The 24,428-nt window shown below is 60.2% G+C and carries 24 protein-coding genes and 1 pseudogene; 6 read left to right on the forward strand and 19 right to left on the reverse strand.

Annotation, left to right across the window (positions count from 1 at the left end; all coding sequences use genetic code 11):
- Positions 1-20: 20 nt before the first annotated feature.
- On the forward strand, positions 21-1,727 hold the full coding sequence (locus BW967_RS10835; RefSeq protein WP_083952156.1) for a tetratricopeptide repeat protein: 1,707 nt from the start codon (positions 21-23) through the stop codon (positions 1,725-1,727).
- Complete coding sequence (locus BW967_RS10840; RefSeq protein WP_076485101.1) at positions 1,724-2,590, forward strand: 4-(cytidine 5'-diphospho)-2-C-methyl-D-erythritol kinase; 867 nt, start codon at positions 1,724-1,726, stop codon at positions 2,588-2,590. The genes BW967_RS10835 and BW967_RS10840 overlap by 4 nt, the downstream gene beginning before the upstream one ends.
- Here BW967_RS10840 and BW967_RS10845 read toward each other — a convergent pair.
- The 14 genes from BW967_RS10845 to BW967_RS10910 form a co-directional block, all read right to left on the reverse strand.
- The gene (locus tag BW967_RS10845; RefSeq protein ID WP_076485102.1) at positions 2,583-3,086 is read right to left on the reverse strand and encodes a prepilin peptidase; all 504 of its coding nucleotides are present in this window, start codon (positions 3,084-3,086) and stop codon (positions 2,583-2,585) included. The two genes, BW967_RS10840 and BW967_RS10845, sit on opposite strands and share 8 nt — an antisense overlap.
- Position 3,087: 1 nt before the next feature.
- Positions 3,088-3,948, reverse strand: coding sequence for a tetratricopeptide repeat protein (locus BW967_RS10850; protein WP_076485103.1), 861 nt, complete (start codon positions 3,946-3,948; stop codon positions 3,088-3,090).
- A gap of 25 nt (positions 3,949-3,973) precedes the next feature.
- The gene (locus tag BW967_RS10855; RefSeq protein WP_076485104.1) at positions 3,974-4,534 is read right to left on the reverse strand and encodes a tetratricopeptide repeat protein; all 561 of its coding nucleotides are present in this window, start codon (positions 4,532-4,534) and stop codon (positions 3,974-3,976) included.
- Positions 4,535-4,537: 3 nt separating this feature from the next.
- Positions 4,538-5,542: a type II secretion system F family protein gene (locus BW967_RS10860; protein WP_076485105.1), complete on the reverse strand. Its 1,005-nt coding sequence runs from the start codon at positions 5,540-5,542 to the stop codon at positions 4,538-4,540.
- Positions 5,543-5,552: 10 nt separating this feature from the next.
- Positions 5,553-6,521: a type II secretion system F family protein gene (locus BW967_RS10865; RefSeq protein WP_083952158.1), complete on the reverse strand. Its 969-nt coding sequence runs from the start codon at positions 6,519-6,521 to the stop codon at positions 5,553-5,555.
- An 18-nt stretch (positions 6,522-6,539) separates the two neighbouring features.
- Positions 6,540-8,012 carry a TadA family conjugal transfer-associated ATPase gene (locus BW967_RS10870; RefSeq protein WP_076485106.1) on the reverse strand — a complete coding sequence of 491 codons (1,473 nt, stop codon included), beginning with the start codon at positions 8,010-8,012 and terminating at the stop codon, positions 6,540-6,542.
- Between the two features lie 22 nt (positions 8,013-8,034).
- Positions 8,035-9,309 carry a CpaE/TadZ family protein gene (locus BW967_RS10875; protein ID WP_076485107.1) on the reverse strand — a complete coding sequence of 425 codons (1,275 nt, stop codon included), beginning with the start codon at positions 9,307-9,309 and terminating at the stop codon, positions 8,035-8,037.
- A 241-nt stretch (positions 9,310-9,550) separates the two neighbouring features.
- Positions 9,551-10,192: an OmpA family protein gene (locus BW967_RS10880; RefSeq protein ID WP_245826532.1), complete on the reverse strand. Its 642-nt coding sequence runs from the start codon at positions 10,190-10,192 to the stop codon at positions 9,551-9,553.
- 25 nt (positions 10,193-10,217) lie between these two features.
- Positions 10,218-11,639: a type II and III secretion system protein family protein gene (locus tag BW967_RS10885; RefSeq protein ID WP_076485108.1), complete on the reverse strand. Its 1,422-nt coding sequence runs from the start codon at positions 11,637-11,639 to the stop codon at positions 10,218-10,220.
- Positions 11,640-11,833: 194 nt separating this feature from the next.
- The gene (gene cpaB / locus BW967_RS10890; protein ID WP_076485109.1) at positions 11,834-12,703 is read right to left on the reverse strand and encodes a Flp pilus assembly protein CpaB; all 870 of its coding nucleotides are present in this window, start codon (positions 12,701-12,703) and stop codon (positions 11,834-11,836) included.
- A gap of 103 nt (positions 12,704-12,806) precedes the next feature.
- Positions 12,807-13,010 (reverse strand): hypothetical protein, encoded by a 204-nt coding sequence (locus tag BW967_RS10895; RefSeq protein ID WP_245826534.1) that lies wholly within the window; start codon positions 13,008-13,010, stop codon positions 12,807-12,809.
- A 173-nt stretch (positions 13,011-13,183) separates the two neighbouring features.
- Positions 13,184-13,378 (reverse strand): hypothetical protein, encoded by a 195-nt coding sequence (locus BW967_RS10900; protein ID WP_076485110.1) that lies wholly within the window; start codon positions 13,376-13,378, stop codon positions 13,184-13,186.
- A 262-nt stretch (positions 13,379-13,640) separates the two neighbouring features.
- On the reverse strand, positions 13,641-13,835 hold the full coding sequence (locus BW967_RS10905; protein ID WP_076485111.1) for a hypothetical protein: 195 nt from the start codon (positions 13,833-13,835) through the stop codon (positions 13,641-13,643).
- Between the two features lie 261 nt (positions 13,836-14,096).
- Entirely contained in the window at positions 14,097-14,291 is a 195-nt protein-coding gene (locus BW967_RS10910) for a hypothetical protein (RefSeq protein ID WP_076485111.1), read from the reverse strand.
- Between the two features lie 358 nt (positions 14,292-14,649).
- On the opposite strand from BW967_RS10910, the gene BW967_RS10915 reads away from it, so the two are divergent.
- Together BW967_RS10915 and BW967_RS10920 are read left to right on the forward strand one after the other, a co-directional pair.
- A complete protein-coding gene (locus tag BW967_RS10915) occupies positions 14,650-15,534 on the forward strand; it encodes a lytic transglycosylase domain-containing protein (RefSeq protein WP_076485112.1) in 885 nt (294 codons plus the stop codon).
- 2 nt (positions 15,535-15,536) lie between these two features.
- Entirely contained in the window at positions 15,537-16,970 is a 1,434-nt protein-coding gene (locus tag BW967_RS10920) for a UbiA family prenyltransferase (protein WP_076485113.1), read from the forward strand.
- A 113-nt stretch (positions 16,971-17,083) separates the two neighbouring features.
- On the opposite strand, the gene BW967_RS10925 is transcribed toward BW967_RS10920, so the two are convergent.
- From BW967_RS10925 to BW967_RS10935, 4 genes and pseudogenes are all read right to left on the reverse strand, one after another.
- Positions 17,084-19,960 (reverse strand): valine--tRNA ligase, encoded by a 2,877-nt coding sequence (locus tag BW967_RS10925; protein ID WP_076485114.1) that lies wholly within the window; start codon positions 19,958-19,960, stop codon positions 17,084-17,086.
- Positions 19,961-20,050: 90 nt separating this feature from the next.
- Positions 20,051-20,596, reverse strand: a complete 546-nt coding sequence (locus BW967_RS10930) for a VOC family protein (RefSeq protein ID WP_245826535.1) — start codon at positions 20,594-20,596, stop codon at positions 20,051-20,053.
- Between the two features lie 169 nt (positions 20,597-20,765).
- Positions 20,766-20,828 (reverse strand): annotated as a pseudogene (locus BW967_RS19100) (hypothetical protein); the annotation flags it as partial.
- A gap of 67 nt (positions 20,829-20,895) precedes the next feature.
- Positions 20,896-21,327, reverse strand: coding sequence for an Lrp/AsnC family transcriptional regulator (locus BW967_RS10935; protein WP_076485115.1), 432 nt, complete (start codon positions 21,325-21,327; stop codon positions 20,896-20,898).
- A gap of 227 nt (positions 21,328-21,554) precedes the next feature.
- Between BW967_RS10935 and BW967_RS10940 the strand changes: the two genes are divergently transcribed.
- Both BW967_RS10940 and BW967_RS10945 read left to right on the forward strand, forming a co-directional pair.
- Positions 21,555-22,700 carry a type III PLP-dependent enzyme gene (locus tag BW967_RS10940; RefSeq protein WP_076485116.1) on the forward strand — a complete coding sequence of 382 codons (1,146 nt, stop codon included), beginning with the start codon at positions 21,555-21,557 and terminating at the stop codon, positions 22,698-22,700.
- A 215-nt stretch (positions 22,701-22,915) separates the two neighbouring features.
- Positions 22,916-23,926, forward strand: a complete 1,011-nt coding sequence (locus tag BW967_RS10945) for a DUF2235 domain-containing protein (RefSeq protein WP_245826536.1) — start codon at positions 22,916-22,918, stop codon at positions 23,924-23,926.
- Here the strand turns inward: BW967_RS10945 and BW967_RS10950 are convergent.
- Entirely contained in the window at positions 23,878-24,369 is a 492-nt protein-coding gene (locus BW967_RS10950) for a PaaI family thioesterase (RefSeq protein ID WP_076485117.1), read from the reverse strand. The genes BW967_RS10945 and BW967_RS10950 overlap by 49 nt on opposite strands.
- Positions 24,370-24,428 lie beyond the last annotated feature (59 nt).

The following is a 24,428-nucleotide window of genomic DNA, read 5'->3' on the forward strand; positions in this document are numbered from 1 at the left end:
TGACGACAAGGACCCTTTCCGTGCCCTTTGCCAAAACGCTTTCCCGTGCGCTTTATCTGCTTCCGACCCTTGCCTGCCTCGCGGCACTGCCAACCTTCGCGCGCGAAGATGGCGGCGCTTATCTGGCGGGGCGGGCGGCGCTGCTTGACAATGATTTCGCCCAAGCTGCGCCTTACTATGACCGCCTGCTTCTAACGCTGCCCGACGACCAGAAGGTGCAAGAGGGCGCACTTTTCGCCCATGTGGCTTTGGGCGAGGTCGAAAAAGCCCGCGATATTTCCAAAGCCATCGCCTCCGGGGATGGGGCCCCGACGCAGGTCGCGGTGCTTGTGTTGCTTGCCGATGCGGCGATGTCAGATGATTTTGCGGCGGGCACGGCGCTGCTTGAAGGTGGGGCCGATGCGGGCCAGTTGGTCGGCGGCCTTTACAAAGCTTGGGCCTTGGTCGGCCAAGGGCAGATGTCGGAGGCGATGCAGGCCTTTGATGCAATCGCGAAGATCGACGGGCTGGAAGGCTTTGCCGGCTATCATCGCGCGCTCGCCTTGGCGCTCGTGGGCGATTATGAAGGCGCGGAAGAGATTTTCTCAGGCGCACATGCCAATATCTACAACGGCACCCGCCGGGGCGTTTTGGCGCATGTCGAGATACTCTCGCAGTTGGAACGCAATGAAGATGCGATTGCGTTGCTTGATGCGAGCTTTGGTGCGCCGCTCGACGATATCCTGACCGATATCCGCGACCGGCTTGAAGCGGGCGAAACATTGCCCTTCACGGCCATTGGTTCCGCGCGCGAAGGTGTGGCCGAGCTTTTTTATTCCGTCGCGCAAGCGTTGAACGCAGATTCGATCCCGGGTTTTGCGCTTTTACACGCGCGGCTCGCGCTGTGGCTTCGCCCCGATCATACCGATGCCGCATTGCTCACCGCTGCGATCTTGGAGCAGGTGCAGCAATATGATCTGGCGATTTCGGCCTATGCGATGATCGGCACTGATAGCCCGGCTTTCCATGCTGCCGAAATGGGCCGGGCCGAGGCGATGGTGGAGGCTGGGCGCTCGGATGCGGCGATTGAGGTGCTGGAGCAGTTGACCCGCACCCATGCGGACCTGCCCGGCGTTTGGGTGGCGTTGGGCGATAACCTGCGCCGCGAGGATCGCTTCGCCGAGGCTGCGAAAGCTTATGACAAGGCGATTGAGCTTTCGGGCGAACCCAAGCGCAGCGAATGGGGGCTGTGGTACGCCCGCGCGATTGCGCAGGAACGCTCTGGCCAATGGGAGCAGGCAGAGGCGGGCTTCCGCAAGGCGCTGGAGTTGAACCCGGGCCAGCCCGCAGTGCTCAACTATCTTGGCTATTCCTATGTGGAAAAGCGCCAAAACTTGGATGAGGCGCTTGATATGATCCAGCGCGCTGTCGCTGGTCGCCCGGATGATGGCTATATCACCGACAGCCTTGGCTGGGCCTATTATCGGCTGGGTCGCTACACGGAAGCGGCAGAGCAGATGGAACGCGCGGTCGAGTTAATGCCGCAAGATGCGCTGCTGAATGACCATCTGGGCGATGTCTATTGGGCCGTTGGGCGCAAGCGCGAAGCCGAATTTCAATGGCGTCGTGCGCTGAATTTTGGCCCCGCACCTGACCTTGATCTCGACCGGGTGCGGCGGAAGCTGGAAGTCGGCCTGGACGTGGTTTTGAAAGAAGAAGGCGCAGCGCCGCTGCATTCTGACAAATGAGCCAGTTTGAGGTTTTTGCCCCCGCCAAGGTCAATTTGGCGCTGCATGTCACCGGGCAGCGGGAAGATGGCTATCACCTGCTTGATAGCCTTGTGGCCTTTGCGCCGGTCGGCGATATGCTGCAGCTTTCGCCCGCAGAGAGCCTTTCGTTGAAGGTCACCGGGCCGGAATCGCGCGGTGTGCCGGAAGGGCCGGAAAATCTGGTGCTAAAAGCGGCGGCGCTTTACGGGCCGGGCCCCGGTGCGGCGATCCATCTGGACAAATGCTTGCCTGCCGCGTCAGGGATTGGCGGTGGCTCATCGGATGCGGCAGCGGCTTTGCGTGGCATGGCGGCATTGCGCGATGTGGCTTTGGCCAGTGGCGCTGCTGTGGTGAAGCTGGGCGCCGATGTGCCAATGTGCCTTGATCCGCGCCCCGCACGCACCGAAGGCATTGGCGAGGAACTGACCCCGGTGGCTCTGCCGCCCTTGCCCGCTGTTTTGGTCAACCCGCGTGTCGAAGTGTCGACGCCTGCTGTCTTCAAGGCGCTGGCTTCCAAAACTAATCCGGCGATGGAGCCGATCCCGGCCTTTGTCGAGGCTGCGGATTGCATCGCGTGGCTTGCGCGGCAACGCAATGATTTGCAGCCGCCCGCCGTGGCGCTGGCCCCGGTGATTGCCGAGGTGCTGGCGGCATTGAGCGCGCTGCCGGGCTGCAAACTCGCGCGTATGTCGGGCTCTGGCGCGACCTGCTTTGGGCTTTTTGAAAGCGATGCGGCGGCAGAGGCCGCACAGGCACAACTGGCAGCCGCGCAGCCCGGTTGGTGGTCCGCGCATGGGGCGCTTGGCGATCAGGCTGCAAAAGCGGCCCCGCGGCTTAGGTAGCGCGGGACAGCATGCCCAGATAACCGATTAAGGTGCCCACAAGCACAAGCCCAAACGGGAATTTGTGGTGCCCCCAACTGACCCAGTCGGGGGTGGCGGCGCGCACCGCAGGAATGGCACGCGCGCCGCGATGCGTGATGAACGCGGCGATCAGGCACGCCTGCAGCAGCAAAATCATCAGCCAAATATGGTTTGGGTTGGTCGAGAAAAAGGGGGCCGCCGCCGCCGCGAATTTCACATCGCCCATGCCCACACCTGCGGCCATGTTCAAAAGCAATCCGATGCCCAGCACGACCGGCAAGTTGACCCAGCGCCAGGCCCAAACCTCCAGCGGCAAGACGAACAGCCCCACCACCGCGAAAACGGCGATCAAGGCCATCACCGCCAGATTACGGATTTTCATATATTTGAGGTCGGTGTAGATCACCCAAGCGCAGATTGGGATGCAGAATTTTAGCAACACCGATGCCGCTTCCGGGGGGCTTAGATCCAGCATCTCAGCCCCTCCGGCTGCCGGCATCAAGCGCTTCCAGCGCCCGTGCCGCTTCGTCGAAATAAACGGGTGAGGTGTCGACCGCATCTTGCAAGAGGCCCCGGCCAATCGTCACATCGCCCTTTTTGATGGCGGAAAGCCCCGCTGTGTAAAGCAGCTTGGCGCGCTCGGTCTGGGTCATCTCAATCACCGGCAGGTCATATTTGCCTTGCGCGGCGCGGGCCATCACGAGGTTGTTCTTGGTGGTGAAATTGCCCGGATTATAGGTCAGCGCTTCGGCAAAGAGTTTTTCAGCCCCTTTTGCATCGCCGCGGGTCAGCTTGGAAAAGCCCCAGTTATTAAGAACCCCAGAGGGCTGCGTGGTCAGGCCGGAAGCGATTTCATAGAAGCTGTCGGCCTTTTTCCAATTCTGATCGCTGTCGGCGACCATCGCTTCAAGCTTGTAACGCTCAAAGGTTTCATGCGTCGGCGGGATGGTGTTCAGCGTCGCCTTCGCCCCCGCCCAGTCATTTGAGCGGATTTGCGCATCGGCCAGCGCGACCTTGTCATCGGCTGTAGCGCCTTCCATGCTGACGACGCGCTTCCAGACCTTTGCCGCGCGCTCAGGCTCATTGGCACGCACAAGCGATTTGGCGAGCCCGCGTTGCAAATCGATCCGGTCGGGGCTTTCATTCGTGGAGCGGGTGAAATAGGCCACCGCTTCGCGTGGGTCGCCCACCGTCAGCATGATGTCTGAAAGGTTGGTCGCATCGACCGCATTCACGGTGTCCAATGCGCGGTCAACTTCGGTTTTTTCGCTGCCCATGCAGCCCGCAAGAGCGAGCGTGCCGCCCATAAGAGCCGCAAGAAAGATCGGGTGGCGCATATTGCTGCGTCCTTTTGCTCGTGCCTCAACGCTCGGTCAGCAGAAGGTATTCACCAACCCCACGCCTCACGAGCTTGAACGGTCTGTCCTCGGGGGGATCATAATCGGGTTTTTCCGATTTTGCGAGCGCATGGCGCAGGTTTTGCCGGATCGCGTCCGATTGGCCACTGTCGAGACCATAGGCGATGCGGAACACCCGAGCGGCCTCGGCGGGCTTGTTTTGCTCCATCAACACCACGCCCAAGTTGTTCCACGCTGGGACGAAGGTTTCGTCTTTTTCCGTCGCGCGCCGCAGCACTTGTTCCGCCTGCCCAAGGCGTCCAAGCTTTAGATCGGCAGAGCCAATCGCAGAGAGCACATCCACCGTGGCGCCTTGGTCTGCTGCCGCTCGGTAATAGGCTTTCAGCGCAAGTTCATATTCCCCCGCTGCCATCAGGCGATGGCCGACCAAAAGCCCGTCTACGCCTTCACCCTTAGCGGTGCCGGGAGCGTAAGGGGTTTCGCTTGATGGGCCAAGGCCGCCCGGAGAACAGGCGGCCAAAGTGCAGATTAGGGCAGTTGTCAGGGCGCGGGCGCGCAGGGCCATGGGTCACATCTGGCTGATGGAGTTGAAGTTTTCCATCATATCATGGACCGACGGTCCGACAAGGATGATCAGGAGCGGCGGCACGGTGAACATCATGGTGCCGAGCGTCATCTTGACCGGGATCTTGTTGGCGGCTTCTTCGGCGCGCATGATCCGCTTGTCGCGCATGTCGGCCGCATAAAGGCGCAGCGCTTCGGCGATGGATGTCCCGAATTGTTGCGACTGGATCATCACCGTCACGAAGGAGGCTACATCGGGCACGCCCGAGCGGTCCGCGAAGGCCCGCAGAACCGAGGGCTTATCAAGACCAGCCTTGATCTCATGGGAGACGGTCTCAAATTCTTCGGCAAGCGCGGGGTAGGATGACATCAGTTCTTTCGAAACGCGGATAATCCCTTGGTCAAGCGACAAACCGGCTTCAACGCAGACCAGAAGCATGTCGAGCGCATCGGGGAAGCCATCCTGAATTTCGGCGGTGCGGGCGGCGACCCGCTTGTTGATCCAATAGGTCGGCGCGTAATAGCCCAGAACGCCTGGACCAATCACCGCCATGATCGCGATGGTTGAACTGAGCGGGACGGGCTTCGTGGCGTTATAAAGCATCACATAGGCGACGCCGAGCAACAAAAGGCCGATGGCCAGTCCGAACTGGATCGCGTGATAGGTCCGCACGGCATTCGCACTGCGATAGCCCGCCTTTTGTAGCCACTTGCGGCTTTCGGACATTTCTTCCTTGCTTTTGGGTTCAAGGAAGTCTGCGAATTTTTCAAGCTTGTCACTGCCGCCGGTATTGCGTAGCGGTTGCGCGTTTTTGGGCGCTGCATTTGCGGTACGGCCCTTCTGTGCCGAGACCGAGGCCCGAAGCTTATCGAGCGGATCTTCGCGCTTCTTGACCATCAACGGCAAGGTGGCAAGAACCATGAGCGCGGCGACGCCTGCGAGTGCAATCACCGGACCCATCGGCCCGAGCATATCGGTCAACATGGTGGTGAGCGTGTCGATGGACATCGTGGCCTCCTCAGACCTTGATCGTGGTCATGACCTTCATGAACAGCACATTGCAGCCCAGCAGGGCAAAGGCAGCAATGGCGGCGGGCACGAAGGCGGGGGTGTCTTTGACGGCGTCATAGTAATTGGGCGACACGATGGAGATGGTGACCAGAACCGCCACCGGGAAGCCAGACAGGAACATCCCCGACCATTTCGGTTCGGCGGTGATGGCGCGGACACGGCGAAATAGCCGGAACCGCGAGCGGATCACTTTGGCGAGCCCTTCAAGCACCTCGGCCAAGTTGCCGCCAGAGGTTTGCTGGATAGACACTGCCACGGCGAGGAAGCGCAAATCCTGCATGTCGAGCCGTTCGGCCAAGTCGCGCAGGCTGTCGACCACGTTGCGGCCATAGGCGGCCTCGTCCGCGATAATCCCGAATTCGGTGCCCAAAGGATCGGGGATTTCTTTTGCGACGGCTTGAACGGCGGAGGAAAACGGATGCCCCACCCGCAAGCTGCGCACCATCAGTTCCACCGCATCGGGAAGCTGCTCTTCCGCCAATTTCAAACGCTTATTGGCTTTGCCATTGATCCAGAAATAAACGCCGCCAACGCCCATGACCACAGCCAGAACTGCGCGCACCGGGGTGGACGCTTGCGTGCCAAGGCTCAGCCCCAAAAAGGCGACAAAGCTCACAAGCGCCATCACCGCGATCAGCATGGTTGGCGAAAACGCGATATTTGCCTTTTGCGCCTTGGAGGCGAGCAGCGAATAAAGCGGGATGCCTTGGGCGTTGAGGTGCTGGGTCGCCTCCTTGCGGAGTTGCTCCAGAACCTGTTCGCGCCGTTGCCCTTTGTCGAGCATATCAAGGCGGCGGTTGACCTTGTTGTTGAGCGAGATCGACTTGCCGAACATCAGCAGGTAGATCCCCTCGACCAGCAAAAGCACGGCAACGAAGATCAGACCGTAGATGATGGGGGTGGGGGAAATGATCATGGCAGTGATCGCTCCAAATCAGTCAGTGACGGGGTCGTAGATGGTCGAGGGCAGGTCATAGCCCCATTGGCGGAACCGATCAGAATAGTGGCTGCGCACGCCAGTGGCGGTGAAGCGGCCAATGATCTTGCCATCGGGGGCGAGGCCAAGGCGCTCGTAGCGGAAGATTTCCTGCATCGAGATCACGTCACCTTCCATGCCGGTGATTTCAGTGATCGAGACCATGCGGCGCGAACCGTCTTGCAGACGCGAGGCTTGCACGATCAGGTTCACAGCCGAGGCGATCTGGCTGCGCACGGCTTTGATCGGCATCTCAATCCCGGCCATCGCCACCATGTTTTCCAAACGCGAGATCCCATCGCGCGCAGAGTTGGCGTGGATCGTGGTCATCGAACCATCGTGGCCGGTATTCATCGCCTGCAGCATGTCGATGACCTCTTCGCCGCGCGTTTCGCCGACGATGATCCGGTCTGGGCGCATCCGCAAAGCGTTGCGCAGACAGTCGCGTTGGGTCACGGCGCCCTTGCCCTCAACGTTGGGCGGGCGGCTTTCCATCCGGCCGACATGGGTCTGTTGCAGCTGAAGTTCGGCCGTGTCTTCGATCGTCAGAATACGTTCGGAGTTGTCGATAAAGCTGGAAAGCGCATTGAGCGTGGTGGTCTTACCAGAGCCCGTCCCGCCCGAAACGATGACGTTCAACCGGGTTGCCACAGCTGCTTGCAGATAGGCCGCCATTTCCTCGGTGAAGGCGCCGAATTTCACCAGATCATCAATGGCAAGCTTGTCTTTTTTGAATTTCCGAATGGAGACAAGCGAACCGTCCACCGCAATCGGCGGCACCATCGCGTTGAAACGCGAGCCATCCGCCAAGCGAGCGTCAACATAGGGGTTGGATTCATCGACCCGGCGCCCCACGGCGGACACGATCTTGTCGATGATCCGCAACAGGTGCTTTTCATCTTTGAAGGTCACATCCGAGAGCTGCAGCTTACCGAAACGCTCTACAAAGATCTGGTTCGGGCCGTTCACCAGAATATCGGAGACGGTATCGTCTTGCAAAAGCGGCTCTAGCGGGCCGAGGCCCATCACCTCGTCATAAAGCTCCTGGTGCAAAGTCGAACGTTCGGCGCTGTTCAAAGCAACCGACAATTCGGTCATTGCCTCGGCGGAAATTGCCGCGATCTCGGACTTGAGTTCGGATTCAGAGGCATGCTCAAGCGCTGCGAGGTTGAGGTTTTCCAAAAGCCGCTTATGCAGCTCCACCTTCAACTCGCTCATCCGTTCTTTGCGCTTGCGATCTTTGTCTGCCGTCGCGGCTTGCGCTGCACTTGCCCCGCTGTTGGGCATAGCCCGACGTTGAACGAGGGGCGGCTTTGCGGGTTCGTTGGAAGCGGCGGCGAGCGGTACCGGCGGCGGCGCGGCAGCCGCAGGCGCCGCTTGAGCGGGCTTGGCGGGGGCACCTGCGGCGGGTTTCTTATAGCGCGAGAACATGCGGCTTCCTCCGGGACGGTCTTCAGGCGGTCGCTGCTTCGGCTGCGCGGTTCAAGTCGGCAATCGATTGTGCGAGCTTCTGAATTTCTTTGCGCAGCGGCGATTTGGCGGCGGAAAGGGCAAGCGGCAGGCCGTGGTCGTTTGCCTGCGTCACCACCCGCCCAGCATCCGAGAGCAGCACCTCCAGCGAGATGTCGAGACTTTCGGCGAGGCGTTTGACGCGCGATTTTCCGTTCAAATCGGTGAATTTCGGCGCGCGGTTCAACACATAGCGCAGCTTTTCGGCGGGCAGGTTTTCGGCCTTAAGCGCGCGGATCATCCGCAGCGTATTCTGGGCTGAGCGCATGTCGAGTTCGATAAGCGCGAAGTAAAGATGCGCCGCATTCAACACCGTCTCGGTCCAGCTGATGACCGTCGAGGGCATGTCGATCACGACGAAATCGAAATTCGTGCGCGCCATTTCGATCAGCCGCGAGATATCTTCGCCGGTGACAATGTCGAGCGGCAGCATTTCCGGCGGCGCGGTCAGCACCTGCAGCCGGTCGTTAAAGCTCAAAAGCGCCTGATTGAAGCTTTCGCTATCCATGCTGGACGTATCTTGCAGCAGTTCAAACACAAGATCGCGGCGCGGCAGATCAAGGTAGGTCGAAGCGGAGCCGAACTGGAAATCGAAATCCAGAAGGCAGACACGCGGCGGCGTGACCGGGTTCTTTTTCGATTGTTCCGGGTTTGCCAATTCCCACGCGAGGTTCACGGCAAAGGTCGTTGCGCCCGCGCCACCAGACAGGCCGTGCACGGGCAGGACAACGCCATCACGCCCACCACCCGACGCCTTCATGGTCGGCGGTGCAGCATGTTCGGGCTGATCCGACTCCGTCGGCTCTGCGGCGGGTTGACCAAGCCGTTCCACCGCTTCATGCAGCGCCCCTTCGGGGAGCGGGTAGGGCACAAAGTCATCAGCCCCAAGGCGGAGCAATTGGTGCAAGGCAATCGGGCTTACCTCTTCCGCGATCAAGATCACGCGGATGCCTTTTTCTTTCGCTGAAGTGATGATGCCAGAAATCCGGCCGAGATCGCCCTCATCATCGCTGTCGACCGCGATGGCAATGAATTCAAGCGATTCAGAATCTGGTTGGTTCAGAAAGATAACGGCGTCTTCAAACGTCAGGTCGCCCCAGCTTTCACCAAGCTCGGCTTCCATATCCTCAATCAGAAGATCGAAATTCGATACGTCCCGCGAGACCGTACAGGCCACGATCGGCGCGGGCTCAGGGGAAAGAATAGCTGCAGCACTCATTGCCTCGGTCCTTTGTTACGCATTGCGTGACGACCGCCGGCTCGGGGTGAGGGGCCCGGCGATTCAGCCACGAAACGGGCACGACTCGGCGGACGTGCCTCTTCCTGCTGAACCGAAATTCGCCAGCAATCTGGGCGACATTGGGGCCGGATTGTTCCAATTGTGGGGTAATCGGAGACGATAAACGCCGTGGGCGGACCTTGTTGCCAAGGTCCGCCCACGAGTTGCAAGGAATGCGGCGTTAGTCGCCGAGCTTGTCTGTATCGGACGCCATGGCCGGGGTTGCAGAACTGACATAGTCGCGGAAGATCAGTTCGGCGTATTTCCCGTTCAGGAATTGCGGTTCGCGTTTGATCAGGCCCGTCACTTCGGTCACGGTACGGCGGTTTTGTTCGTTCGGGTCTTGCGTGTAGACCAGAGGCTGTGTTTCGCCGAAGGAGACAACCGCCTCAAGCCGCGAGCGAGAAATGCCATGTCCGGTCAGGAAGTTGACAACGGCACGCGCCCGGCGCAGGCCAAGTGACTTGTTATAGGCATTGGAGCCAACAAGATCGGTATGGCCGTAGACGCGGAATTTGACCTCGGGGAATTGTTTGATCCAATCCGCCTGTTTGACCAGCGCGGCTTGGGCATTCGCGTCCAGCACATCTGAGTTGAAGGCGAAATTGACCGTATTGGGCACATCTTGCGCGAATTTACGCGTGAGGCTGACAATGAACTCACGGTTGCCGGACATTACCAGCGAGTTGTTCATTGTGGCATTGCCAAAGCCGCCGGCGTCGAATTCCGTACCTGCCTCGGAAAGAAATTTATCGCTGCTACAGGCCGCAAGGGCCAGAGTGGCGATTACCATGACGGTGTAACGCATCGCGCCATTCGGCATCTTGGGGCCCCTTAGCTGCATTGGTTCACTCCATCAAATAGCCGTAGGAGCCGGAGAAGTCTTGCTTGGCCACTTCGCCCGCCGCGCCAGACACCGGTTGCGCTGAGGTTTTGCCCATCAAGAACAATTCCGATTCTGTGGGCAGCCGCACCCGGTCGGTGGGCATTGCCAGCGCCTCGCCACGCGTCGGCGAAACCAGATGCGGAGTCACGATGATCACCAATTCGGATTGGTTGCGCTCAAACGAGGCAGAGCGGAACAGCGCGCCCAGCACGGGCACATCGCCAAGCCACGGGATTTGGCTGTTCACATCGTTGAAGTCGTCTTGCAAAAGCCCGGCAATGGCGAAGCTTTCCCCATCGCGCATCTCGACCGTGGTCGAGGTTTCGCGCCGCTTAAACGCGTTCACGGTGAAGCCGCCATTGGTCATGGTGACCGAGGTATCGATTGCCGAAACCGCCGCCGCGATTTCTAGGTTGATCAGATTGCCGTCAACCACGCGGGGCGTGAAGGTCATTTCCACGCCGAAGGGCTTGTAGCGGATGGTGACGGTGTTGTTGTCGACCACCGGGATTGGGTATTCGCCGCCAGCCAGAAACTTCGCTTCTTGCCCCGAAAGCGCGGTCAGGTTCGGTTCGGCGAGCGTGCGCACCATCCCCTTGCTTTCAAGTGCTTCCATCAGAACGGCAAATTCCATGTTGCCGACGGTGAAGCCAAGGTTGACCGCGCCGGATTCGCCCGAGATTGGCACAGTCCCGCTGTCAAACACATCGCTCACTGCGCCCGAGCTCTGGGTGAAGTTGCCAGTGCCTGAAATCAGGCCGGTCGCGGCGGAGCCCCCGCCAACGGTGCCGCGCATCGCGAGCGAGGAAGAGAGGTTCTTGGAAACCGAACGCTGCATTTCTGCAAAGCGGACTTTCAGCATCACCTGCTGCGTGCCGCCCACCGTCATCAGATTGGAAACCCGATCCGGAGCGTAGCGATGAGCGAGATCGAGAGCACGGTCGAGTTTCGCGCTCGAGGAAACCGTGCCCGACAAAACGATGCCATCATTGGCGGTCCGCACTTCGATGTTTTCGCCCGGCAAAATCTGGCGCAGTCGCTCTTTGAATTCGCCAATGTCGGGGGTGACTTGCACCTCCACGTTTGACAAAAGCGCGCCATCGGCCCCAAGGATCGTCATCGTCGTGCGGCCAGGCACCTTGCCCAGCACATAAATCGTCTGATCCGAAAGCGTTGTCACATCGGCAATGCCGGGGTTCGCAATCGACAGTTCAGAGAAGGGCTCGTCGCTTTCAACCACGACGGCCCGGTTCATCGGAACGTTCAATGGCGTGCTTGATGTGCCCGAAACAACACGCAGGGTCTCCGCCTGAAGCGGCATGAAAGCCGAGGAGCCAAGCGCGACGCCAAGCGCGCAAGCCCAAAGAAAACGCTTCATTTTCATTGTGATCCTGCCTCTCCGATCACGTTCTGCCACCCGGATCTTACGCCCGGTCAAGGGGCTGTTTCGCCCCAGTTCGCATCAATCTGCCTGAATGTTCAAAATTTTGCAAGAATCAACCGCTTGGACGGACTTTTTCATGCAAAGGCCGTGTGGGCATGCCACACGGCCATAGAGGGTTTCGCTTTCGGACACCGTCAATCCTTGCAAGGAATTTCGGTTTCGATCACCTCGGTGCCGCGCCGCGTTTTGATGGTGCAGACCCGGGCTGCCTCCACTTGAACCGCTTCTTGGACCTGAATGCCGAGAAGTTTGTTGCGGTCAATTTCGATGGTTCCGAGATCAGCGGTGTTCTGCATCCCAACAAGCGAAAGCGTCAGGCGACCCGTCGATTTCGCAAGTGTCAGCGCGGCGACTTGCTCGGGCGTAACCTCTGCGGTGACCGTGCGCGCCACTTGCGTTTCTTCACTGCGGTCCGCATCGGCGCTTTGGTCAATCGCGATCAGTTTAAGGTTGGTGTCGATCAGCTTGGTCACAGGCTGGTCGTTCACCGAGCCAGACCAATAAACATCGACCCGGTCGCCCGGACGCAGGAAGCCGGAGACGCCCGAAGAGACGTCCACCTCAATGGTGAAGGCGCGCATGTTGGGGGCGAGGTTGGCGGTGATCCCGGCATCGACACCCGGAGGTGTGATTTTCTGTGCGAGAATGGGCTCATACATTTCATAGGAGCGTAGTGCCGCACGCGGCCGAGTTTCGCCGTCAAAGAAGGCAGCGATCTGTGCTTCGGGCGAATCTTGCGGGGCGCTCACCTTATGGAAGACACCTTGGGGCAAACGGTCCGCCTGCATTTTCACAACGCCCAAATCCGCCATTGTGAAGCGTTCCCCATATTTCAGCGGGCGCCGCAAGACGACGACATCTGCCAGCTGCGGCGCATTGGCCTGCGCGGCAGCCAGATAGTCACGCTCCGCTTGAAACCGGGACATCTGTTGCTGGGCCATGTAGATCGCAACCCCACCAAGGGCCACGCCAAGCGCCAGAAACAGAGCAAAAACCATCCGCATCGTGTCACCTGATCCTTTCTGTGCCAAATATCGGCCTTGTACGCGCGCCATACTCTACCCGAAATCGGGCAATTTCGTGGCTGGCGCGCGCGGGTCTCTTTGATCAGAACGTGGTCACGACCTCTTGGGAACCAATGTAGGAAGCGATCATCTGTGCGATCGAGCCTGAATTGTTCCAGATCACCAGGCCAACAATCATGCCCAGGGACACGACCGCGGCGGTCAGTACGACCCAATCTACGGTGACGGCGCCGTCTTCGGCGTGAATACTCTTCAAAAGTCTTGTTTTACAAATACACGGTTTCACGGCTGTTTCCCTGTATGCATCGGCTACTTCAACCGGGATACCCAAACAACACGGCGCAAATTGGGCGCTTGTTGGTAAATTTAACGACTCAGCGCAGGGCGAAGGTGCTGAGCGTGCAAATGCAAAAGGCCGCCCAGTTGGGGCGGCCTTCGTAAATCTTTATCCGATTAGGATCAGAACGTGGTCTTCACCGAGGCGGTCGACAGGTAGCTGCCGATGGCCGAGCTCAGGGTGCCGGTTTGTTGACGCACGAGGGTGAGGGCAGCGGCGCCGAGGCCCACAACGGCGGCGGTCAGCACGACCCAGTCAACGGTCACGGCGCCATCTTCTTCGGTGCGGATTTTGCGGGCGAATTTGAAGAATTTCATCGGATCTATCCTTGGGTTCGGTTTGGCTCTGGTTGGCCGCGGTGCCGCTTGGGCACCTCGTTTGGCCCTGCATCGCGGTATGAGACTGTTTTGCCGGCGAAACGTGACGTGATTTGGGCAGCTTCGGTATTTCTTCGCGGCAGAGCCAAAAAAATGAAAATTGGGTAAATAGCCGTTTTGAGCCGTTTCGGTGCGCAAGATCGGCGGTAAAGCGAAAGGCCGCCCCGAAGGGCGGCCTTAGCAAATCTCTGTCTGATTAGGATCAGAACGTGGTTTGCACCGAGGCGGTCGACAGGTAGCTGCCGATGGCCGAGCTCAGCGTGCCGGTTTGTTGACGCACGAGGGTGAGGGCGGCAGCGCCGAGGCCCACAACGGCGGCGGTCAGCACGACCCAGTCAACGGTCACGGCGCCATCTTCTTCGGTGCGGATTTTGCGGGCAAATTTGAAGAATTTCATCGGATTTTCCTTGGGTTCGGTTTCGCTCTGGTTGGCCGCGGTGCCACTTGGGCACCTTGCTTGGCCCTGCATCGCGGTATGGGAGTGTTTTGCCTGCGAAACGTGACGTGATTTGGGCAGCTTCGGTATTTCTTCGGGGCAGAGCCAACAAAGTCAAAGGCCCGAAAATCGCGGCTTCTGGGGCGCACGATGCGCAAGATCGGCGGCAAAGCGAAAGGCCGCCCCGAAGGGCGGCCTCAGCAAATCTCTGTCTGATTATGATCAGAACGTGGTTTGCACCGAGGCGGTCGACAGGTAGCTGCCGATGGCCGAGCTCAGGGTGCCGGTTTGTTGACGCACGAGGGTGAGGGCGGCAGCGCCAAGGCCCACAACGGCGGCGGTCAGCACGACCCAGTCAACGGTCACGGCGCCATCTTCTTCGGTGCGGATTTTGCGGGCAAATTTGAAGAATTTCATTGGATCTCTCCTTGGGGTCTGGTTGCTCCGCGGTGCTGCCACCTCTGACCTTGGCCGTCTGCCTCGCGGGATGCCCCTGTTTTCGGGGGCAAACGTGGCGCGATTGGGGCGTGTGCGGGGAATATTTGCGGAAAAATTAACTTTCAGCCAAAAGTGCTCTGGTGTTTGAAAACCCACGATTTTTTAGCGCTTACAAGCCAATTCACGCGTGCTTGTGGGCAACACTATTCTTGGAAGCACATCAGCCTTGGGCGCAAGCCGCGGCTTTTTCTTGGAAAAAATGCAGATTTCGCGGATAACCGAGGCAACGGGCGCAGACCCGACGAGCAGAAACCAGATAACAGAAGTGAGGGCGCAGATGCGCCGGATATGGGCAATCAGTCTTGCGGCTGGCGTGAGTCTTGGGCTCGCGCCGTCATTGGGGCCGGTATGGGCAGAGACCGGGCCGACCGTGCATCACTTCACGCCCAAACGTGTATTGCCGCCGAAAAAGGGGCAGACGCGCTTCCTGACGATTCAAATCGACCCAGAGGAACAGCGCCGTCAGCTGGCCGCGCAGGCCGCTAAGCCGTTTGAGCCGCTCACCGCGACGCCACCGCCCGAAACATCTGTTGCGCCCAGCAGCGGGGGGGGGCGCGCGAAGGATGGCGCCTCGGCCCGCTATGCCTGGTATTGGGATCAGGTGTCCCCCACGCTTGGGGACCGCGCCGGGCGGTTCACAAAAGCGATTTCTGCACTTGGTATGGGGCCGGGGGGGCAAAACGTCTCTGCGCCGCGGCTTGATCACTTGCAGACCATTGCGCTGAACCATGGCCGCGAGATTTTGGCGGCGACGATCGGCACCGAGGTTTCGCCCGCTTTGGTGCTGGCCGTCATTTCCACGGAATCGGGGGGCCGGGCGGATGCCGTCTCCCATTCCGGTGCGGTGGGGCTGATGCAATTGATCCCCGCCACGGCGGATCGGTTTTCTGTCACCGACAGCACCGACCCGGCGCAAAACATTAAAGGCGGGGTCGCCTATTTGAACTGGCTGATGAAGGAATTCGACCGCGATCCGCTGATGGTGATTGCGGCCTATAATGCGGGTGAAAACGCTGTCAAAGGGGCAGGGGGCGTGCCGCCCTATGCCGAGACGCGCGATTATGTGCCCAAGGTTCTGGCGGCTTGGCAGGTGGCGCGTGGCCTGTGCCTGAGCCCGCCCGAACTTGTGACCGATGGCTGCGTCTTCGCACTGAAAGGGTAGAGATGACGGAACTGAAACCGCTGGTGCTGGATGTCGATGGCACCTTCCTGAACACGGACCTTTTGTACGAAGGCTTTTGGGCGGGGCTGGGGCGCGACCCGTTCACCACCTTGCGCATTGCGGCGACAAACCTCTCGAACCCGGCGCAGCTTAAGGCCGAACTCGCCGCTGCTGTGCTCTTGCGCTCCGATCTCATGCCGGTGAACCCGGCCGTGCTAGAGGTTGCGAAAGCCGCGCAGGCCGAGGGGCGGGAGGTCTGCTTGGCCTCCGCCTCGCATCGCACCCTTGTGGAGCCCTTGGCCGCGCAGCATGGTCTCTCAGAACGCGTCTTCGCGACCGAGGGGCGGGTGAACCTGAAAGGGGCCGCTAAGGCGGGGGCCTTGACCCATGCCTTTGGCGAGAAGGGCTTCCTTTATGCCGGTAATGAAGCCACCGATATGGCGGTTTGGGAGCACGCGGAAACGGCGATTGTTGTCGGCAAAGTCCCCGAAGCCGAAGCCCTGAGCACGCGCGGCGTGGGCGTGGTCAATATCGCCGGGGGCTGGGCGCCAAAGGCGCTCTGGAAAGCGATCCGCCCGCATCAATGGGTCAAGAACGTGCTGCTTTTGCTGCCGCTCATTGCATCGCACCGGTTTGACCTTGTGACCTTGGTGCCAATTCTGTTCGGGATGCTGGCCTTTTCCTTTGCGGCCTCGTCGATCTACATCATCAACGACCTGCTCGACCTAGAGGCCGACCGGCTGCACCCCACGAAATGCCGCCGCCCGTTTGCAAGCGGGGCTGTCCCCATCAGGGTGGGGATGCTCGCTTTCGTCGGCTTGGCGCTGGGCGCGCTTGGCATCGCGGCGGCGCTCAACCCCGGTTTCCTCGGCATCGTCGCGCTTTATATGCTCACCTCGCTTGCCTATTCGCTCAAACTCAAGCGGATGCGTTGGGTTGATATTGCGACGCTGGCCAGCCTTTACACGATCCGCGTGGTGGCGGGCGCGGCGGCGGGGCAGGTGGATGTCTCGGTCTATATGCTGATCTTCATCTTCCCGGTCTTCGTCGCCTTGGGCTGCGTGAAGCGGCTCACCGAACTCACCTTGGCCAAGAATGACGAGCGCCTGCCGGGGCGCGGCTATGGAAGGCCCGACCGGGGCGATTTGCTCAATGTCGCGGGGCTTGGCGTCTTTGGGGCGCTGTTGATCTTCTTTCTCTATTCGATCTCTGACCAAGGGCAGATGCTCTATCCCGACACATGGCTGATGTGGGTGGCCATGCTGCCGATGGGTTGGTGGCTTATTCGCATGGTGGCGCTCGGCTGGTTTGGCAAACAAGATTACGACCCGATTGTCTTCGCACTGAAAGACAAATTCGGGCTTGGCATCTTGATGATGACGCTGAGCCTCATGTTCTGGGCTGCGGGCCTTTGGGCCGAATGGTTCGGCGCATAGCCGCCAGCAAAAAGGGCGCGCTTTCAGACAACTGAAAACGCGCCCTTCGACGTGCTTCAAATATCCCGAGCGGGAATTGCCGTAGGCAAGGGGGGCAGCGCCCCCCTTTTCCTTTAGCCAAGCTCGGCCAGGCGCGCGATGGCGGCGCTGATCTTCGCCGCCTCTTCTTCGCGCGCGGCCAGATTGGCGCGGGCTTCCTCGATCACCTCTTCCGCCGCATTCGCGATGAATTTCGGGTTCGCGAAGCGGCCTTTCAGGCCAGCGGCCTCTTTTTCGACCTTGGCGAGCGATTTTTGCAGCCGCGCTTTTTCCGCCGCCACATCAATCACCCCTTCGAGCGGCAGGCCAAACAACGCCCCCGGTGCCGGGATCGAGATCGAGCCTTTCGCCACCACGCCTTCGGTGATGCTTTCAAGCCGCGCAAGGCGCAACACCAGCGCCTCGTTGCGCTCCAGCGCCTCGCGGGCGGCGACATCGGCTTCGGCCAAGGTCATCGGCAGTTTCATCGCCACCGGCACGCCCAGTTGCGCACGCGAAGACCGGATTTCCTCGATCAGGCCGATCACCCAGTTCATCTCCCGGTCGGCGGCGTCATCAACCAGTTCCGCGCCATAGCTCGGCCAGTCGCCATGAACGAGCATTTTTGCCCGCTCGCCGGTCAGGCCCCACAGCTCTTCGGTGATAAACGGCATGATCGGGTGCAGCAGCGTGTAGCACTGATCGAGCACCCAACGCATGGTGGCGCGGGTTTCCTCGGCCTCGTCACTGTCAAAGAGCGGCTTGGCAAATTCCACATACCAGTCGCAGACCTTGCCCCAGACAAAGGCATAAAGTGCATTGGCCGCATCGTTGAAGCGATAGCTTTCAAAGGCCGCATCGACGGTTTCACGCACTTTCGCGGTTTCGCCGATGATCCATTTGTTCACCGTATGGCTGGGCTGGGGCACACCGACCACCGCCGGGCCTTCAAACACGCCATTCATTTCCGCAAAGCGGGTCGCGTTCCAAAGCTTGGTGCCAAAGTTGCGATAGCCCGCGATCCGGTCTTTCGAGAGTTTCAGCACCCCCCCGATGGCCGCCATCGAGGCATTGGTGAAGCGCAGCGCATCCGCGCCGTATTCATCAATGATTTCGAGCGGGTCGATCACATTGCCCGCCGTTTTCGACATCTTCTTGCCCTTCTCGTCACGGACAAGCTGGTGCAGGTAAACGGTGTGGAACGGGATTTTCCCCGTCACCGCTAGCTGCATCATCATCATCCGGGCGACCCAGAAGAACAGGATGTCAAAGCCCGTCACCAGCACATCGGTCGGGAAGTATTTCGCCATTTCCGGCGTATCTTCCGGCCAGCCCAGCGTGCCGATCGGCCAGAGGCCCGAGGAGAACCACGTGTCGAGCACGTCGGGGTCGCGGGTCAGCACCTTGCCGGGGGCCATCGCCTGCGCTTCGGCTTCAGACGGGGCGCAATAGTGGTTGCCCTCTTCGTCATACCACACCGGAATCTGATGCCCCCACCAAAGCTGGCGCGAGATGCACCACGGCTCGATGTTTTCAAGCCAGTGGTAATAGGTCTTCTCGCCCGCCTCGGGCATGATTTTGGTGGTGCCATTGCGCACAGCGTCGAGCGCCGGGCCCACGACCTTTTCGGCATCCACATACCATTGGTCGGTCAGCATCGGCTCGATCACGACCTTGGAGCGGTCGCCAAAGGGCTGCATGATCGGCTTGTTCTCAACGTAAGGAACCAGCGTCTCGACCTCATTGCCCTCGTCATCTTTGACCGTGGCTTTGGTCATCACCGCCAGACCTTCGGCGTTGATTTGCGCCACAACGGCTTTGCGCGCCTCCATCCGGTCCAGTCCGCGCAGTTCCTCGGGGATCAGGTTGAGCGTATCAATCTCGGCCTCGGTGAACGCCGCCCCTTTCGAGATTTCCATCGCCCGTTTGGCGCACTCTTCATAGCTCGCCCCATCGGCGCGCATCGCGCCTTTGGTATCCATCAGCCGATACATCGGCAGATTGCCGCGCTTGGCGACCTGATAGTCGTTGAAGTCATGGGCGCCAGTGATCTTCACCGCACCCGAGCCAAAGGTCGGATCGGGGTATTCGTCGGTGATGATCGGGATCAGGCGGCGGTGTTCCTTCGGGCCGACCGGAATTTCACACAGCATCCCCACAATCGGCGCATAACGTTCATCAGACGGATGCACCGCCACCGCGCCATCGCCCAGCATGGTTTCAGGGCGCGTCGTGGCGATGGAAATATAATCGCGCGTCTCGCGCAGGGTTACATTCCCGTCTTCGTCTTTCTCGACATATTCATAGGTCGCGCCATTCGCGAGCGGGTATTTGAAGTGCCACATATGGCCGGCAACTTCGATATTCTCGACCTCAAGATCCGAAATTGCGGTTTCAAAATGGGGATCCCAGTTCACCAGCCGCTTGCCGCGGTAGATGAGGCCCTTGTTATACATATCGACAAAGACCTTGATCACCGCATCGTGGAAGTTACCTTCCTCGCCTGCCGGGGCGTTTTCGGCGCCCGACATGGTGAAAGCGTTGCGCGACCAGTCACACGATGAGCCAAGGCGCTTAAGCTGGTTGATGATGGTGGAGCCGTATTTGCCCTTCCACTCCCAGACCTTTTCCAAGAATGCATCGCGGCCCAGTTCAGCGCGCGAAGGTTGCCCGGTTTTCGCCAGTTCCTTTTCCACCATCAATTGGGTGGCAATGCCCGCATGGTCTTGGCCCGGCTGCCACAGCGTGTCGAAGCCGCGCATCCGGTGCCAGCGGATCAAGATATCTTGCACCGTGTTGTTGAAGGCATGACCGACATGAAGCGCGCCCGTTACGTTGGGCGGCGGGATCATGATGCAGAAGGTTTCCGGGCGCGAGGCATTGGCGCCCGCTTTGAAAGCGCCCGCCTCTTCCCATTTCGCATAAAGCCGCGGCTCGGCGGCGCGCGCGTCAAAGGTCTTTTCCATCGTCATCGGTCTGTCCTTTCAGGGCTTGACGCTCTTTAGCGCGCGCACCTTCTAAGGAAAAGCCTCCGAGACGGTTTGCCCCAAGGATTAGCTGCTTTACCGACTGCGGGCCACCAGCGCGAAGATCGCGCCTTGGGGGTCTTTGACCGTCGCGGTGAAGGCCGTGCCGGGCACCTCTATCGGGCCGCGCAGCACCGCGCTACCAAGTCGGGTGACCTGTTCAAGCGCGGGGCGGAGCGCAGGCACGCTAAAATAGGGCAGCCAATGCGGCGGCGGTGTGCAATCGCCCGCGCCAAGGCCCATCGCGCCGCCAATGCGGGTGCCCTCATGCGCGAAAACAAAATAGGTGCCTGCGCGGCCTGCGGGAAATTGCATATTGCGCCGCCAGCCAAAGAGCTTGCGGTAAAACTCCAACCCTTCAACCGGGTCCGGGCAGGTAAGGTCAAGCCATGTGCCATGCCCGGGGTTGCGTTGATCCCATGCGCTACTGGGGCTTGGCGGGTCCATTGGTTCGAGTTGCATGATGCCGATCATTGCGCCTTGTGGGTCGCCCAAAATCGCGAAGCGCCCGGTGCCGGGAATGTCGGTCGGCTCTTTCCAGACCTTGCCGCCCAAATCTGCGCAAAGCTGGGCGGTCGCCACAATTCTCGACCGAAATATAGATCATCCAATTGGGCGGCGTGCCCGGTGGGCAAACGTCCAGCGGCAGGCCGCCTGCGACCATATCTTTGCCCGCACTGGCCAAACGGTAATCTAGGCCCTCCATCCCCGCGCTGGTCCAGTTCCATCCTAAAATCGGGCCATAAAACGCCTGCGCGGCATCCAGATCGGCCACTGAAAGCTCAAACCAACAAGGAAGACCGTGAAAGGACATGGCATTCTCCTGAAAACAGAACGCCAACCTAGCACGATTCGCGGCACGCCTTTACGACAGCTTTGGCTCAGACGGCGCGGTCGAGTTTGGTGCTGAGATGGATCAGGCTTTCGGAGCTTTTGATCCCCTGCATTTCGCCGATTTGGTCGAGCACCTCATCAAGCTGCATGGTCGAATTGGAGGCGACTTGCAGCAAAAGGTCGATCCGGCCTGAGGTGGTGGAAATGCGCTCCACCTCTGGAATGGCGCGCAGCCGGGTCAAAATGGCGGCCTGAGCGCGCGGCTCAATCATCAGCAAAACGGTGGCGCGCAATCGCCCCGCGCGCGCGGCTTCACCCAGCTTGACGGTGTAGCCCGCGATCACCCCGGTGACCTCAAGCCGCTCAATCCGCGCCTGAATCGTGGAGCGTGCCACCTTCAACTTGCGCGCCAAAGTGGCCACCGAAATCCGCGCATCGCCGGACAGAAGCCCCAGAATTGCCTTGTCGAGTTCGTCCATTTTGCAACACCAGCAGATTGACCGGAATTTTCGTCATTATAACGACGATACGCGCCATTTCTATTCTTTTGATCGGTGAAAATGTGCATCATATCGCGCAGACTGAGAAGACAGGGAAAGGGCGGCTCATACGCACCTGGCCTGGTTGGTTGAAACGCTGTAAGCGTCTCCCGACCCGTAAAGCCGGGGCAAGAGGTGGCTGCAATTCTGTTGGCGAGGAGAAGCCGATGGGACTGTCGAAGACTATCTGGGCGAACCCGTCCGAAATCATCCGCACGAAACAGCCCGATCACCCGGTGCTCGTGTTTTCCCCTGAGATCCTACAAACGACCGCGCGCCGGTTTTTGCGCGGTTTTCCGGGGCTGGTCACCTATGCGGTGAAATCGAACCCCGATGAGATGGTGATCGAAAACCTTGTGACGGCGGGCATTCGCGGGTTTGACGTGGCCTCGCCCGCCGAGATCGACATGATCCGCCGTATCGCGCCGGGGGCTGCGCTGCATTACCACAATCCGGTGCGTGGCCGCGATGAGATCGCTCATGCGGTGCGCGCTGGGGTGAAAACTTGGTCGGTCGATTCGCGGTCTGAGTTGGAAAAACTGATCGAGATGGTTCCCGCCGAGGGCTGCGAGATTTCGGTTCGCTTCAAGCTTCCGGTGCAAGGTGCGGCCTATAATTTTGGCGCGAAGTTCGGCGCCACCGCGGAGATGGCGGCGGACCTGCTTGCCCGTGCGGCTGAAGCGGGGTTCACCCCCTCGCTGACCTTCCACCCGGGCACGCAATGTACCGATCCGATGGCATGGGATGCCTATATCCGCACGGCTGCCGAGATTTGCCGCAGCGCGGGTGTGCAGGCGCATCGGCTCAACGTTGGTGGCGGTTTCCCGAACCATCGTACCCCCGGCCCGGCACCTAAGCTTGAAGATATCTTCGCACTGATCGACCGCGTGGCAACCGAAGCCTTTGGCGACGCCCGTCCCGCGCTTGTGTGCGAACCCGGTCGTGGTCTGGTGGGCGATGCTTTCACCCATATCACCCGCGTCAAAGCTTTGCGCGATGATCTGCATGTCTTCTTGAATGACGGGATCTATGGCGGGCTCGCGGAACTGCCGCTGGTGGGGAATATCGAGCGCGTCGATGTGGTCTCGCCGATGGGCGTGATGCGCTCGGGCGACACGATTGAACGCATCGTCTTCGGCCCGACCTGCGATTCGGTGGATCGCCTGCCGAGCGAACTGCCCCTGCCGACCACGCTCGAAGAAGGCGATTTCCTCCTATTTCACGGGATGGGGGCCTATTCCTCGGCCACCAACACCCGGTTCAACGGGTTTGGTCAGATGGAAATCGTCACCGCTTTGTCTTTGCGTGGTTGACGAAAAGGCCACACCTTTGGGTTGCGCGTGACACTTTGCCGCGATCGTAATTGAGAGTTAACGGCCTTGCCCTACAGTGAAGGAGGCGAGGTCGTTTTCCTTTTGCGAGTGGTGTCATGGTTGCCCTGTTCCAACGCCTTGTCGGACGCACGCGGCATGAAGACCGTGCCGCGTGCGCACCGACCATCAGCCCCCGGCGCCCTGCGCGGGGCCCTGTGGATCATGTTGTTCTTTTGGATGGAACGCTTGGGTCGCTGAACCCGATGCGGCGCACCTCGATTGGGATTCTTTACCTCTACCTACGCGGGAGCCTGCCGCGCGCCTCGCTTTATTATGGGCGGGGGCTGCGCTATCGCGCTTGGCGCGACCTTAAAGACGTTTGGCTTGGCTGGGGCGTCGAGGCGCAGATCATGCGGGCCTATGGCTGGCTGGCAATGCGCTACCGTCCCGGCGACCGGATTTTTTTGCTGGGCTATTCGCGCGGCGCTTTCGCGGCGCGTTCGCTGGCTGGGCTGATCGACAAGGTGGGCCTTCTGAAGGCAAGCGCGGCGACGGAACGCAACGTGCTGCAAGCTTGGCGCCACTACATGGCGGGCGTTGGTTCTGACGCTTTTCGTGAGAGAAACTGCCATCGTACAACGCGCATCGAGATGGTGGGGGTCTTCGATACCGTGGCAGCGCTTGGCCCGCGTTTTCCATTTCGCACCGCAAGCAGCGCGGCGCGGGTCGATTTCCACGACCACGATCTAGGCCCCTCGGTTCGGCATGGTTTTCAGGCCTTGGCGCTGCATGAAACCCGGCAAGTCTTGGCGCCCCTTATGTGGAATCGCGAAGAAACGGGCGCGCATCGGATCGAGCAGGTTTGGTTTCGGGGCTGCCACGCCGATATTGGCGGACAATTGGCCGGGGAGGAGCGCGCGCGCCCGCTTGCCAATATTCCGCTGGTTTGGATGATGGAGCGCGCCGAGGGGCTTGGGTTGGAACTGCCCTTCAACTGGCGGGCCAATTTCCCTCGGGATGCCGCTGCGCCCTCGGTGGGCAGTTGGGGCGGTTGGGGGAAAACCTCGCTTTTGCGCGCGCCGCGGGTGGTGCATCGCTGTGCGTCCGAACGGATTCACGAAACCGCCTTGGCGGCGCGGCGCGAATGGTGGCTGAAAATCCTGCCGCTGCCAAAGCGTCAGCCCGGTGCCGCCATGACCAGACAAGTGGCCGTGCCAAGGGCATAGGTCTTGCCATCCTTGGCGCCGCGAATTTCGCCCCGTGCGACGCCGGTCGAACGCCCAATATGTTCCAGCCGCCCCACGGCCACCACTTCGGTGCCCAAGGGAATGGCGCGTAGCATATTCATTTTGAGTTCCAGCGTCGTTTGTACCTGACCGGGCTGAAGGCCGGTGATCACCGCGCACGTCAGGCAGGTATCCAGCAAAACGCCATACCAGCCACCATGCACGCCGCCAAAAGCGTTGGTGTGGTCGTGGTGCGGCATGCCGGTCAGTTCTACCAGCCCGGGGTCGACCTTGCTGATCCAGTAATTACAGCCACGCGCAAAGGTGGTGGAGGGCACCTCGCCCGCCATCATCTTGCGCACATAGTCGAGCCCCGACATTTGCCCCACTTCGGACAGAGGCAAGAAGTCTGCGGCGGTTTCAGCGAATTTCTGCGTGGTCATGGTGGCTCCCCTTTGATTTAGCCTGAACCGGGGCAGCCAAACGGAAAAGGGGGCCGAGG

Source organism: Rhodobacter aestuarii (assembly GCF_900156655.1).
Lineage (GTDB): Bacteria > Pseudomonadota > Alphaproteobacteria > Rhodobacterales > Rhodobacteraceae > Rhodobacter > Rhodobacter aestuarii.

Bases quoted from the DNA above. Each gene is read 5' to 3' on its own strand.
- BW967_RS10855 (WP_076485104.1), bottom strand. From the start codon at position 4,534: ATGGCCCTGCGCGCCCGCGCCCTGACAACTGCCCTAATCTGCACTTTG.
- cpaB (WP_076485109.1), bottom strand. From the start codon at position 12,703: ATGCGGATGGTTTTTGCTCTGTTTCTGGCGCTTGGCGTGGCCCTTGGT.
- BW967_RS10840 (WP_076485101.1), top strand. From the start codon at position 1,724: ATGAGCCAGTTTGAGGTTTTTGCCCCCGCCAAGGTCAATTTGGCGCTG.
- BW967_RS10950 (WP_076485117.1), bottom strand. From the start codon at position 24,369: ATGACCACGCAGAAATTCGCTGAAACCGCCGCAGACTTCTTGCCTCTG.
- BW967_RS10905 (WP_076485111.1), bottom strand. From the start codon at position 13,835: ATGAAATTCTTCAAATTTGCCCGCAAAATCCGCACCGAAGAAGATGGC.
- BW967_RS10885 (WP_076485108.1), bottom strand. From the start codon at position 11,639: ATGAAAATGAAGCGTTTTCTTTGGGCTTGCGCGCTTGGCGTCGCGCTT.
- BW967_RS10870 (WP_076485106.1), bottom strand. From the start codon at position 8,012: ATGTTCTCGCGCTATAAGAAACCCGCCGCAGGTGCCCCCGCCAAGCCC.
- BW967_RS10915 (WP_076485112.1), top strand. From the start codon at position 14,650: ATGCGCCGGATATGGGCAATCAGTCTTGCGGCTGGCGTGAGTCTTGGG.
- BW967_RS10935 (WP_076485115.1), bottom strand. From the start codon at position 21,327: ATGGACGAACTCGACAAGGCAATTCTGGGGCTTCTGTCCGGCGATGCG.
- BW967_RS10925 (WP_076485114.1), bottom strand. From the start codon at position 19,960: ATGACGATGGAAAAGACCTTTGACGCGCGCGCCGCCGAGCCGCGGCTT.
- BW967_RS10865 (WP_083952158.1), bottom strand. From the start codon at position 6,521: ATGATCATTTCCCCCACCCCCATCATCTACGGTCTGATCTTCGTTGCC.
- BW967_RS10845 (WP_076485102.1), bottom strand. From the start codon at position 3,086: ATGCTGGATCTAAGCCCCCCGGAAGCGGCATCGGTGTTGCTAAAATTC.
- BW967_RS10860 (WP_076485105.1), bottom strand. From the start codon at position 5,542: ATGTCCATCGACACGCTCACCACCATGTTGACCGATATGCTCGGGCCG.
- BW967_RS10910 (WP_076485111.1), bottom strand. From the start codon at position 14,291: ATGAAATTCTTCAAATTTGCCCGCAAAATCCGCACCGAAGAAGATGGC.
- BW967_RS10850 (WP_076485103.1), bottom strand. From the start codon at position 3,948: ATGCGCCACCCGATCTTTCTTGCGGCTCTTATGGGCGGCACGCTCGCT.
- BW967_RS10875 (WP_076485107.1), bottom strand. From the start codon at position 9,309: ATGAGTGCTGCAGCTATTCTTTCCCCTGAGCCCGCGCCGATCGTGGCC.
- BW967_RS10920 (WP_076485113.1), top strand. From the start codon at position 15,537: ATGACGGAACTGAAACCGCTGGTGCTGGATGTCGATGGCACCTTCCTG.
- BW967_RS10940 (WP_076485116.1), top strand. From the start codon at position 21,555: ATGGGACTGTCGAAGACTATCTGGGCGAACCCGTCCGAAATCATCCGC.
- BW967_RS10880 (WP_245826532.1), bottom strand. From the start codon at position 10,192: ATGCCGAATGGCGCGATGCGTTACACCGTCATGGTAATCGCCACTCTG.
- BW967_RS10900 (WP_076485110.1), bottom strand. From the start codon at position 13,378: ATGAAATTCTTCAAATTCGCCCGCAAAATCCGCACCGAAGAAGATGGC.